Origin of the sequence: Mucilaginibacter ginsenosidivorax (assembly GCF_007971525.1) — a bacterium.
Taxonomy (GTDB): Bacteria; Bacteroidota; Bacteroidia; order Sphingobacteriales; family Sphingobacteriaceae; genus Mucilaginibacter; species Mucilaginibacter ginsenosidivorax.
This window is the reverse complement of sequence record NZ_CP042437.1, coordinates 2890629-2903620: the sequence shown is the minus strand read 5'-3', so window position 1 is coordinate 2903620 and position 12992 is coordinate 2890629. Positions and strand designations below refer to the sequence as shown.

The following is a 12992-nucleotide window of genomic DNA, read 5'->3' as shown; positions in this document are numbered from 1 at the left end:
CACTTGATATAATTGTCTAAGTTTTTGCTAATTCGGCTATAATTTAATTATGTGTTGTTGCAGCGCCCGGCACCTGGGTAATAAACAGGTGCGGAGAATGAATGCCTATTTTATGCTCATCAAAAGCCTTTTTGATAAGCTCCTGCGCGCCAAAAAGCACCGACCAATAATCCTGGGCTTTGGTAAATGGGCAAACGCCAAGACCAATTTTACCTTCGTTTATTTTAGATACGTTTACAATGGGCGCAGGTTGTGCCAAAACAAGTGGGTGGTTCAGGCAGGCTTCCGTAGCTATTTTACGCACAAAGTCCATATCGTTTTGTGGTTCAATCTCCAGCGAAATATCAACCCTGATGCTGCCATGCCTGCTATAATTTACAATGGTATTGTTTGATACAGCCCCGTTTGCCAGTATAACGGTTTTGTTATCTGGGGTAAGCAATATGGTGTTAAAAATCTGGATTTCAATAACAGCGCCGTTTTGCCCTTGCGAGTCAATAATGTCGCCTATTTTAAATGGTTTAAAAATCAGGATAAGTACACCTCCGGCAAAGTTGGCCAATGAGCCTTGTAGTGCCAGGCCTACCGCCAATCCTAAGGCACCAATAATAGCTACAAACGATGTTGTTTGAATGCCCAGCATACCGGCAACTGTTATCAGCAGTAAAACCCTTAGGCCGGCCGTCATTACACTGCCTAAAAATGATTGGAGCGATACATCAATTTTTCCTTTGGCCATTGATACGCTGAGCAACCGGCCTACCCAACTGATAATATAAAGGCCAATAACAAATACAAGCACGGCACTCAATAAGTTGATGCCGAAAGTACTTAACCAGGCAAAAATTGCTGTGGAGTAAAAAGAAACATTTTGCATAAAAAAAATTGTTTTGGGGTGATTAATTTGGGTTGATGATTTTTATATGGTTACCTGCAAGATTACTTTACCTTGTTAAAGTACATAATAAAAACAAAAAATATAGCGCAAACTAAAGATTAACAGAGACTTAATGTTAATAAAAAACACAGGAGAAGCTGCCAGGAAGTTTTTTTACTTAATTATAAAATAGTTTTTTTATGATTTAAATTGACTGTGTTTTTGGGACGATTTTCTGAACACGTGCCTGGGCAGAACGTAACATTGGTATCAGCAATATTGGATTATGGCTGATCTTTTTGTTTTTTTATTGACAGTAGTTTAAATGTTATGCAATAATTGTTCAATCATTTTTTTTAATGTGGCGAATTTTAATGTGGCAATACAAATTTTATATTGGCAACACTTTTTAATATTATTTAAAAAGTATAATTTGCGTAACGTTTCCAATTATAAACGCTTTCAAAAAACTAAGTTTTCTTTATGAAAAAATTAATCATGTTACTCGGTTGCTGTGGACTGCATGCTTTGTCGTTTGGCCAGGCGCCTAACAATGGCCTGTCAATTATTCCGGAGCCCGTTAAGGTTACCCAAAAGGCAGGTAAGTTTGTGTTGCCCAAAATTGTTGTGCTTGAAACAGGTAACCCAGCCGGGCTGGCACCGGTTATAGCGTACATGAAAAAGAAGCTTGGTGCGGCGGCAGGTACTGCTGTAGCGGTAAAAACCGTTGCGCCAACGGCATCCATAAAGTTTGTTATTAATAAAAAAAATGACCCGCCGATTGGTGCCGAAGGTTATAACCTATCGGTAACTGCAAAAAAAGTGGTGATAAAGGCAAATGCCCCGGCAGGCTTATTTTATGGTGTGCAAACCTTTATGCAGCTATTGCCAAAAGAAATAGAAAGTAAGGAATTTGTGAAAGGCGTGAAATGGACAGCCCCCGCGGTTGATATAACAGATTACCCAAGGTTTGAATGGCGGGGCCTGATGTTTGATGTTGCCCGCCACTTTTTTACCAAAGCCGAGGTGGAGCAGTATATTGATAATATGGTAAAATATAAGCTTAACCTGCTGCACCTGCATTTAACCGACGATGAAGGCTGGCGGGTAGAAATTAAAAGCCTGCCCAGACTTACTACAGTGGGCGCTTATAACGTAAAAAAGGTTGGCCAGTTTGGCACATTTACCCCACCGGCTGCCGATGAGCCACGCACTTATGGTGGCTTTTATACCCAGGAAGATATAAAAGAACTTGTACAGTACGCCAAAGACCGTTTTGTTAATATTTTGCCCGAGGTTGACGTTCCGGGGCATAGCCTTGCAGCAGTAGTGGCTTATCCTGAACTTTCATGTACGCCGGGTGCCGATAAATATGTAGTAAACTCCGGCGAGCCCTTTATGAACTGGAACGGGCCGCATAATACCGCCATTGTAGATAATACCCTTTGCCCGGCTAATGAAAGCGTTTACGTTTTTTTGGATAAGGTGATGACCGAAATTGCCCAGCTTTTCCCCTTTGGTTACATCCATGTTGGTGGCGATGAGTGCGCTAAAAACTTTTGGGAACAAAGTGAGGCTATTAAGGCGCTTATGGTAAAAGAAAACCTGAAAACCCAGCAGGAGGTGCAAAGCTATTTTGAAAAACGGCTTGAAAAAATTGTAGAATCAAAAGGGAAAAAATTCATGGGATGGGACGAGATACTGGAGGGCGGCCTTGGGCCCAATGCGGCTGTAATGAGTTGGCGGGGCGTTAAAGGCGGTATTGAAGCCGCTAAAATGGGCCACGATGTGGTGATGAGCCCAACAACATTTGCCTACCTGGATTATATGCAAAGCGATGTAAACGAAACCAAAGTTTATGCAAAGCTACGCCTGAACAAAACTTATGAATATGAACCAGTACCCGATAGCGTTGATGCCAAACTTATAAAAGGCGCACAGGCCAACCTTTGGACAGAACAGGTGTACAATATACGCCAGGCCGAGTACATGACCTGGCCACGTGGTATGGCCATTGCCGAACTGGTATGGTCGCCCAAAGAGAAAAAGAGCTGGCCATACTTTTTTGGCAAGGTTGAAAAACATTTTGAACGCTTTGATGAGGCTGAAACCAAATACGCGCCAAGTGTTTACGACCCTTCGTTCAGCGCTACTAAAAATCCGGATAATACACTTAAGATAACCCTTACCAGCGAGGCGCCGGGTTTGGATATCTATTACAGTTTTGATAACTCGTTCCCTGATAATTTTTATCCGAAGTACACGGCCCCTATTGATGCGCCTAAGGATGCAACGCAATTAAGGGTGATAACCTATCGCGGTAAAAAAGTAATTGGCCGCATGACAACCATGCCATTGGCCGATTTAGCTAAAAAGGCAAAGTAGTTTATTGAGCCCTCGGAGTAAAAAAGAGACCTGGCTTTGAAAAGAGCCGGGTCTCTTTTTTTGCGATGTGGTTGATAAAATGGCCTATCTTATCAGGCGGATGGCAGCGTTATAATGTGGTCCAATATCATCTGGGTTGCCCCGATATGTGTGTTTACGTAATCACCAGCTTTTTTACTTGTAATGTTGTAAAAAGCTTCGTCATTAACCAATGTATCAACAATGCCTTTAAGCTGGCTGCCATCACCGATACTAAAACCTGCCTTTAAAGCGATAAGATCTCTTGCCTCATTAAATCTTTGATAATTAGGGCCAAAGATGACGGGCAAGCCAAACGCGGCTGCCTCCAGTGTATTGTGTATCCCTACGCCAAAACCACCACCTATATAAGCGATGTTGGCGTAAGCATATAAAGAAGAGAGCATGCCGATGTTATCAATAATCAACGTAGTGAGTAGTGAGTGGTGAGTAGTGAGTGGTGAGTTGCGAGTGGCAGGTTCCTGATTTTGAATTTTGAGTTTTTCACCAGTTGTTGTTTCTTCGCGGCGTTCAAGAGTGCTTCGCAGTTTTGAATTTTCACTTAACTCCGAGTATTTAACTGCCGATCCTGCAGGTAATAAACTAACCAGGTTATTTATCCTGGCTTCGCCAATTTCATGGGGGGCAAAAATAAATTTCCAGCCGGGGTATAATTCAGGGAGGGCGGCCAGTAATGCTTCGTCCTGTGGCCAGGTGCTGCCGGCAATAAAAACTTTTTGACCGTTTATAAATTCGGCAATGCCTGGAATTTCTCTGGGATGTTGGGCATTGGCCCATACCCTGTCAAAGCGGGTATCGCCGCTAACAGTAGCGTTAGTTATACCAATGGATTGTAGTAGCTGTTTTGATGCCTCGTCCTGCAAAAAAAAGTGGCTTACAAAGCTTAATATTTTGCGGTGCAGGCCGCCGTACCATTTAAAAAAAATCTGTTTCGGCCTAAAAATTCCCGATACAATATACAAGGGGATTCGTCTTTTATACGACTCGTCAAAAAAATGATACCAATACTCATACTTGGTAAAAACCGCCATACTGGGCTGTATGGCATCAATAAATTGTGTGGCATTTTTTGCCGTGTCCAATGGTAAATAATACACAAAATCGGCAAGTGGTGTATTTTTCCTGATCTCGTAACCCGACGGCGAAAAAAATGAAATTACAATCTTTTCCTGCGGATATAAGGCCCTTATCGCTTCTAAAATAGGCCTGCCCTGCTCAAATTCGCCTAATGATGCAAAATGAAACCAAATACTGCTATCTATACGTATAAGCTCCTGGTTCTTCCGGCCATTTATCCACTGGCTTGCTTTTTGATTAAACAGCGAGGCTATATAAATGGTTATAAAATAGAGCCGTAATCCAATAGTATATAATATCATTTTAGCGTATGAATTGTATATTAGCAAAGGTTAAAATTAACAACAAAAACTTATACTGTAATATTTAATAACCCAGTGCTGTTAAAGCCTGCTTGCATGTTATCTTGTAAACAAATACTAAACACTCAAAACAAAAATAAATTATGAAAATTGCTGTAATCGGTACAGGCTACGTTGGACTGGTAACCGGAACCTGCCTGGCCGAAACCGGAAACGAAGTTATATGTGTTGACATTGTAGAAGAAAAAGTGAACAAGATGCGGGCGGGCGAAATGCCGATTTATGAACCCGGGCTTGATTTGTTATTTAACAGGAATATAAAACAGGAAAGGTTAACCTTTACCACCAACCTTGCCGAAGCGATTGCTCCGGCAAAAGTTATATTTTTGGCCTTACCCACCCCTCCGGGCGCCGATGGATCTGCCGACCTAAGCTATGTGCTTGGTGCCGCGAAAGATATTGCAAAACTTATTACCGAATATAAGGTTATCGTAACCAAATCAACTGTGCCGGTAGGTACTGCCGATAAAGTAACTGCGGTGCTAAAAGCTAATACCGATGTGCCTTTCGCGGTGGTATCAAACCCCGAGTTTTTACGCGAAGGTGTGGCCGTTGAAGATTTTATGAAACCAGATAGGGTAGTTATTGGTACCATGGACGAGAAAGCCCGCCAGATTATGGGCGATTTATATGCTCCATACGTACGCCAGGGTAACCCTATCCTTTATATGGATGAACGCTCTTCTGAGCTTACAAAATACGCGGCAAATTCATTCCTGGCCACCAAAATAACCTTCATGAACGAAATTGCCAACATGTGCGAACTGGTTGGCGCCGATGTGGATATGGTGCGTAAAGGCGTAGGTGCCGATGCCCGCATAGGCAAACGCTTCCTGTTTCCGGGTGTTGGCTATGGTGGTAGCTGTTTCCCTAAAGATGTACAGGCGCTTTCAAAAGCAGCCGAAGAAAACAAATATGAGTTCAAGATACTGAACTCGGTAATGGAAGTTAACGAAACACAAAAAAGACGCCTGGTAGTTAAGCTGCGCGAGTATTATGGGGCCGACGGGCTGAAAGGCAAACACTTTGCGCTTTGGGGATTGGCTTTCAAACCCGAGACCGATGATATCCGCGAAGCACCGGCTTTATACATCATAGATGATCTTATTGCAGCCGGAGCTACGGTAACCGCCTATGACCCCGAAGGAATGCCAAACGTTAAAAAATTACTCGGCGATAAAATTGCCTATGCAAAGGACAGGTATTCGGCTCTTGAAGATGCGGATGCTTTGTTGATTGTTACCGAATGGCCTGTTTTTCGTACCCCGGATTTTGATTTCATGAAAGAAAAGTTAAATGCGCCTGTTATATTTGACGGACGTAATTTATATGACCTGGACAGGATGAAAGACTATGGTTTTTATTACAGCAGCATCGGACGTAAAGTAGTTAGTTAATGACAGAACGTAAAAGAATTTTAATTACCGGGGCTGCGGGCTTTTTAGGCTCGCACCTTTGCGACAGGTTTATTAAAGAAGATTACCATGTAATAGGCATGGATAATTTAATTACCGGCGATTTGCGCAATATTCAGCACTTGTTCAAACTGGAGAATTTTGAGTTTTATAACCATGATGTATCCAAGTTTGTATTTGTTCCGGGCGAATTGCATTACATTTTGCATTTTGCCTCGCCTGCAAGTCCGATAGATTACCTTAAAATCCCTATCCAGACGTTGAAGGTGGGCTCATTAGGTACACACAACCTGTTGGGTTTGGCAAGGTCAAAAAGTGCCCGGATGCTGATAGCTTCAACATCTGAAGTTTATGGCGACCCCAATGTGAACCCGCAACCAGAGGAATACTGGGGCAATGTAAACCCTGTTGGGCCAAGAGGGGTTTATGACGAAGCCAAGCGTTTCCAGGAAGCCATTACCATGGCCTATCATACCTTTCACGGTTTAGAAACGCGCATTGTTCGCATTTTTAATACATACGGACCAAGGATGCGGCTAAACGACGGCCGGGTATTGCCAGCCTTTATTGGGCAGGCGCTAAGAGGCGAATCATTGACCATGTTTGGCGATGGGTCTCAAACCCGTTCATTTTGCTATGTTGATGACCTGGTTGAAGGTATTTACCGCCTTTTACACAGTGATTACGCACAGCCGATGAACATTGGTAATCCCGACGAGATCACTATAAAGCAATTTGGCGAAGAGATTATTAAATTAACCGGCACCGACCAGGAATTGATTAGCCTGCCATTGCCTACTGATGATCCGAAACAGCGCCGCCCGGATATTACAAAAGCAAAAGCTATTTTGGGCTGGGAACCAAAGGTATCAAGGAGCGAAGGTTTAAAGATTACTTTGGACTATTTTAAATCGTTGCCCGAAACCGAAATAAATCATAAGGATTTTACGTACTATAATAAATAGTCAAAAAATGCCCTTCCTATAAATAATACCCGGACAACCATCTTTTAGTAAAGTAAAAGGTGGTTGTTTAGTAAAAGGAGGTATGTAAATTCATCCATTTGCTTACCTTTATGGCTTACTATATACCCTACTTAAAAATGAAGATATTAGTGACCGGTGGCCTCGGATTTATTGGCTCCCATACCGTTGTCGAACTGGTAAATGCAGGCTACGAACCTGTTATTGTTGACGACCTATCAAACTCAGATCCTAAAATTTTAGATCAGCTTGCCAAGATCATCGGCTACAAACCGGTTTTTCATAAGCTCGACCTGTGCGATGAAGCAGGCGTAAAGGCGCTGGCCGTTGCCGAGCCTGATGTTGCCGGTATCATTCACTTTGCTGCATTTAAGGCAGTAGGCGAGTCGGTTCAAAAGCCATTAAAATACTACCGTAACAATTTTTACTCGCTTATTAATTTACTGGATGCCTATTATAGCAAACCATTAAATTTTGTGTTCTCATCAAGCTGTACTGTTTACGGCCAGCCCGAGCAGTTGCCGGTAACCGAAGAAGCGCCGGTGCAACCCGCCCAATCGCCTTATGGCAATACCAAGCAAATAGCCGAGGAGATTTTGAAAGATATGATAGCTTCTGGTACCAGCAGCTATAAAGTAGTATCATTAAGATATTTTAACCCGGTTGGTGCGCACGAAACCGCGCTTATAGGCGAATTGCCAATTGGTGTGCCGCAAAACCTGGTGCCTTTTATTACTCAAACCGCTATTGGCAAACGCGAAAAAATAACAGTATTCGGCAATGATTACGATACCCCGGATGGCAGCTGCGTACGCGATTATATTCACGTAGTTGATTTGGCCAAGGCACATGTTGCCGCGCTGAAATTGGCCGAACGTGACGACTACCAGGGGTACGATGTGTTTAACCTGGGTACCGGCCAGGGAAGTACGGTATTGGAAGTAATCCACGCGTTTGAAAAAGCAACAGGAGTAAAGGTAAACTACCAGATTGGCCCGCGCCGTGCCGGCGATGTGGAAAAGGTTTGGGGCGATGTTACCAAATCAACTAATAAACTTGGCTGGAAAACAGAATTGGGTTTAGAAACCATGATGTCATCGGCCTGGGAATGGGAAAAATATATAGCTCAAAATCCGCTATAAACTAAAATTTCAGCAAATGCAAAAAATCATTATTACGGGTGGCGCAGGTTTCATAGGATCGCACGTGGTGCGCCGTTTTGTGAAAACGTATCCGGATTATAAAATCATCAATTTAGATAAGCTGACATACGCCGGTAACCTTGAAAATTTAAGAGATATCGAAAACGAGCCAAATTACAGCTTTGTTAAAGGTGATATTGTTGACCTTGAGTTTATAAATAATCTTTTTAATACCGAGAAGCCCGATGCGGTAATCCACCTCGCAGCTGAATCACATGTTGACCGGTCGATTACCAACCCTTTGGAATTTGTAATGACCAATGTGGTAGGTACCGTAAATTTGCTGAATGCCGCCCGCGAAAGCTGGAAAGGACGTTATGATCAAACCCGTTTTTACCACGTATCAACTGATGAAGTGTATGGTACTTTAGGCGAAGATGGAATGTTTACCGAAGAAACGGCGTATGATCCGCATTCGCCTTATTCGGCATCTAAAGCAAGTTCAGATCATTTTGTGCGCGCTTACCAGGATACTTACGGTATGAATGCCGTGATATCCAACTGCTCAAACAACTATGGCTCGTATCATTTTCCTGAAAAGCTGATACCGCTGGCTATCAACAATATTAAGCAAAGCAAATCTGTACCAGTTTACGGTAAAGGCGAAAATATTCGCGACTGGCTTTGGGTAGAGGATCATGCAAGGGCCATTGATGTAATATTCCACAATGCCAAAGCCGGCCAAACCTATAATATTGGCGGCCATAATGAATGGAAAAACATCGACCTGATTAATTTGCTTTGTACTATTCTGGATAAAAAACTGGGCCGTGCCGAAGGTGAATCAGCCAAATTGATCACCTATGTTACAGACCGGGCGGGGCATGATTTGCGTTATGCCATAGATGCCACCAAATTAAAAACCGAGCTTGGTTGGGTACCAAGTATTACTTTTGAAGAAGGATTGAAAAAAACCGTAGATTGGTACCTGGCGAACGAGGAGTGGCTTAATCATGTTACTTCGGGTAGTTACCAGCAATATTACAAGGGGCAGTACAATAACCGTTAACTATGTTTGGTTTTTTTAAAAGTAAAAAAGTAAAAAAAGAAATAACTTTCAACTATGAGTCTATCATGGTTGATATGCACTCGCATGTTTTACCCGGAATTGACGATGGTGCGCAAACACCGCAGGATTCGGTAATCCTCATCCGGAAGATGATGGACCTGGGTATAAAAAAGATTATTGCCACGCCACACGTCATGATCGATTTTTACCGCAACACCCCCGAAACAATTGCTGCATCGCTGGAGTTATTGAAAGCCGAACTGGTAAAAGAAAATATAGATATACCTGTAGAAACCGCCGCCGAACATTATTTTGATGAAACCTTTGAGGCGCGCGTAAATGAAGGGAAGTTAATGACCATGGGCGATAATTATGTACTGTTTGAGTTTTCGTTTATCAATCAGCCACCTAATGTGATACCTGTTTTGCAAAAAATGAATGACCTGGGATATAAGCCAATTTTGGCACACCCCGAAAGGTATCCTTACATGGATATTGAACAATACAAAAACATCCATGGCTGGGGTTGTAGTATGCAACTAAACACTATATCGTTAACAGGGTACTACGGCAGCGATGTAAAAAGAAAAGCAGAATTGCTGGTAGATAATCAACTGATAGATTTTATATCAAGCGATATGCACCACGAAAGGCACGCCATGGCTCTTAAAGATGCCTTACGCACCACTTACCTGGAAAAGCTAATGTTTGATACCCCGTTAAAAAATACGCTGCTTTTTTAGGAACAACCATAGCCAAGCTAAATTGGTATTTTAGAGCATTAAATAAAATAAAAGACACCCTAACAGGTGTCTTTTTGCATTTCGGGCCTTTAGGCTTAAACCACACCTGGTTGAAACAAACGTTGCTATTTATCATTTACCCCGCAAAGGCCGGGCTTTTCAACGAACGCAAATCTCGCACGTTGTCCATCTGATTTAAAAAACAACCCTTTAAAAATATTTAGCCAGCCCTTGTTATTACCAAAGATAATATATACTATTGTGTTATATTGACACAATAGCATTTGCTGCTGTTAATAAACAAGTTATAACCAATTATTACGCACTTTCTTTTTTAACCCTTAATCATGAAAATAAGCTACAGATCTGGTGTTGCTATTGTAATTATGTGGGCGGCCGGGAGTTTAAACTCGTCGGTACAGGCTCAAACCAAAAAACAACCGCTGCAATTGCGGGCGAACAATGTAAAGCAGATAGTAGCTGCAATGACGTTGGAAGAAAAATCAAAACTGGTAGTAGGTATGGGCTTTAAAATGCCCGGAGTGCCGCCACCGGTAAAGGGTAAAAAGCCCGAAGCCATAGATATTGGCGGGTTTAAGCTGCCTCCGTCAGATCCTGACGCTTATAATATCCCCGAAAAAGTTCCGGGAGCTGCCGGCCGCACGCATGCTATTCCGCGTTTGGGAATTCCATCCATAACTGTTTCAGACGGACCTGCCGGCTTACGTATCGAGCCTATCAGGAATGGCGATAAATCAAAAACGTATTATGCAACAGCCTTCCCGGTGGCAACTTTGCTGGCCAGCAGCTGGGATACCCAATTGGTAAATAAAGTAGGTGTAGCCTTTGGTAACGAGGTGCGCGAATACGGCGTGGATATTTTATTGGCGCCAGGCATGAACATTCACCGCAATCCGCTGGGTGGCCGTAACTTTGAGTATTACTCAGAAGATCCGCTGGTAGCAGGCAGTATGACAGCTGCTATCGTAAATGGTATCCAATCTAACGGTGTTGGTACATCTATTAAACATTACGCTGCCAATAACCAGGAAACCAATCGTAACTCCATCAACACCATTGTGAGCGAAAGGGCCATGCGCGAAATTTACCTTAAAGGTTTCGGTATCGCTGTAAAAAAATCGCAACCGTGGACAGTGATGTCATCCTACAATAAATTAAATGGAACATTTACTTCGGAGAGGCGCGATTTGCTGACAACAGTTTTAAAAAACGAATGGGGGCTGAAAGGTTTTGTAATGACCGACTGGTTTGGCGGTAAAGACGCCGTAGCGCAAATGAAAGCCGGTAATGATTTGATAATGCCGGGCAGTCCAGATAAATCAGAAGCTATTGTGGCAGCGGTAAAAAATGGGTCGTTAGCTATCACGCAGCTAAATGCCAACGTGGAGCGGATTTTAAATGTCATTATTAAATCCCCATCGTTCACCAAATATAAATATTCAGATGCGCCTGATCTGGCGGCCCATGCTAAAGTAGCACGCGAAGCAGCTGCCCAGGGAATGGTTTTGCTTAAGAACGACGACCATGCTTTGCCATTTTATCCGGCAAAAAGGATAGCTGTATTTGGCAACACCAGTTATGATATTATAGCAGGCGGCACTGGTAGCGGCGATGTTAACAAGGCTTACACCATTTCGCTGATGCAGGGTTTAACAAACGCTGGTTTTAAAGTACAGGAAAAGCTATCAGGCAGCTACGCCGCTTACCTGGCCGATATGAAGCTGAAACAGCCTAAGCCTAAAAACTTCTTTGATCATCCCGCCCCTATTCCCGAAATGGATGTAAATGGCATTGTGGCCGATGAAGCTGCCGGTGCCGATGAAGCACTCATCACCATCGGCAGAAATGCCGGCGAAGGGGCCGATAGGAAACTGGATGGCGACTACTATTTAAATGATGCCGAAAAAGGCCTGATCAGGGGCGTAGCGGATGCTTTCCATGCTAAAGGAAAAAAGGTTGTTGTAGTGTTAAATATTGGCGGTGTTATTGATGTTGCCAGCTGGCGCGATGAAGTAGATGGTATATTATTGGCCTGGCAGCCGGGCCTTGAGGCAGGTAATGCTATTGCCGATGTTTTAAGCGGTATGGTTAACCCATCGGGCAAACTGGCTACCACTTTTCCAATGGATTATAAGGATGTACCATCTGCCGGTAATTTTCCGGGCACACCGGCAGCTAAACCAGAAACCGTTACCTACGAAGAAGGAATTTATGTTGGCTACCGTTATTATGATGCAGCCAGTATAAAACCGGCTTATGAATTTGGTTATGGCCTGTCATACACGAAATTTAAATTTAGCGACTTAAAGCTAAGTGCTCCTAACTTTATGCACAGCATTACTGCTACCGTAACAGTTAAAAATACGGGAGATATTGCAGGCAAGGAAGTAGTGCAATTATACCTGGGCGCGCCTAAAAAAGACCTTGATAAACCAGAGCAGGAGTTAAAAGCATTTGCCAAAACCCGCCTGCTTGCAGCCGGCGAATCGCAAACGCTAAGCTTCACCATCAAAGCAGCCGACCTGGCATCTTTTTACACCAGCCGCGAAGCCTGGATAGCCGATGCAGGTAAATATGAAGTAAGAATTGGTTCATCGTCAAGACAGATAGAAGAAAAAGCCTCTTTTAAACTGGCTAAAGACATCACTGTTGAAAAAGTGGTTAAGGCTTTGGTACCCGAGGTTGCTATCAATGAGTTGAAGCTGAAGTAAAAAAGAATCAAGAGATTAGAGTCAGGAATCAAGATAAAAACATAAACATATATATTAACTAAACTAAACTATCAAGCCTTTGCGACTACGGTTGCAAAGGCTTTTACAGGTAACGGAGGGATAGTAATAACTTAATAAAGCTTTGCTATCTTGCATTTACACACCAAT

At 42.9% G+C, this 12992-nt stretch carries 9 protein-coding genes; 7 read left to right on the top strand and 2 right to left on the bottom strand.

The genetic code is table 11. The annotated features are described in order from the left end of the window. Nucleotides 1-43: 43 nt before the first annotated feature. On the bottom strand, nt 44-877 hold the full coding sequence (locus tag FSB76_RS12040) for a mechanosensitive ion channel family protein (protein ID WP_147053814.1): 834 nt from the start codon (nt 875-877) through the stop codon (nt 44-46). 483 nt (nt 878-1360) lie between these two features. Here FSB76_RS12040 and FSB76_RS12035 point away from each other — a divergent pair, with 483 nt between their 5' ends. Beyond that, nucleotides 1361-3262, top strand: a complete 1902-nt coding sequence (locus FSB76_RS12035) for a beta-N-acetylhexosaminidase (RefSeq protein WP_147053813.1) — start codon at nt 1361-1363, stop codon at nt 3260-3262. Nucleotides 3263-3354: 92 nt separating this feature from the next. Here the strand turns inward: FSB76_RS12035 and FSB76_RS12030 are convergent, their stop codons facing one another. Next, nucleotides 3355-4680: a 3-deoxy-D-manno-octulosonic acid transferase gene (locus FSB76_RS12030; protein ID WP_147053812.1), complete on the bottom strand. Its 1326-nt coding sequence runs from the start codon at nt 4678-4680 to the stop codon at nt 3355-3357. 143 nt (nt 4681-4823) lie between these two features. On the opposite strand from FSB76_RS12030, the gene FSB76_RS12025 reads away from it, so the two are divergent. The 6 genes from FSB76_RS12025 to FSB76_RS12000 all read left to right on the top strand — a co-directional run bounded on the left by FSB76_RS12025 (nt 4824) and on the right by FSB76_RS12000 (nt 12824). Then, on the top strand, nt 4824-6137 hold the full coding sequence (locus FSB76_RS12025; RefSeq protein WP_147053811.1) for a UDP-glucose dehydrogenase family protein: 1314 nt from the start codon (nt 4824-4826) through the stop codon (nt 6135-6137). Beyond that, nucleotides 6137-7120, top strand: coding sequence for a UDP-glucuronic acid decarboxylase family protein (locus tag FSB76_RS12020; protein WP_147053810.1), 984 nt, complete (start codon nt 6137-6139; stop codon nt 7118-7120). The genes FSB76_RS12025 and FSB76_RS12020 overlap by 1 nt, the downstream gene beginning before the upstream one ends. A 137-nt stretch (nt 7121-7257) precedes the next feature. Then, a complete protein-coding gene (gene galE, locus FSB76_RS12015; protein ID WP_147053809.1) occupies nt 7258-8280 on the top strand; it encodes a UDP-glucose 4-epimerase GalE in 1023 nt (340 codons plus the stop codon). A gap of 16 nt (nt 8281-8296) precedes the next feature. Beyond that, nucleotides 8297-9349, top strand: a complete 1053-nt coding sequence (gene rfbB / locus FSB76_RS12010; protein ID WP_147053808.1) for a dTDP-glucose 4,6-dehydratase — start codon at nt 8297-8299, stop codon at nt 9347-9349. A gap of 2 nt (nt 9350-9351) precedes the next feature. Continuing rightward, nucleotides 9352-10092: a tyrosine-protein phosphatase gene (locus FSB76_RS12005; protein ID WP_147053807.1), complete on the top strand. Its 741-nt coding sequence runs from the start codon at nt 9352-9354 to the stop codon at nt 10090-10092. 347 nt (nt 10093-10439) lie between these two features. Further along, nucleotides 10440-12824: a beta-glucosidase gene (locus FSB76_RS12000; protein WP_147053806.1), complete on the top strand. Its 2385-nt coding sequence runs from the start codon at nt 10440-10442 to the stop codon at nt 12822-12824. The last annotated feature ends 168 nt before the right edge of the window (nt 12825-12992 follow it).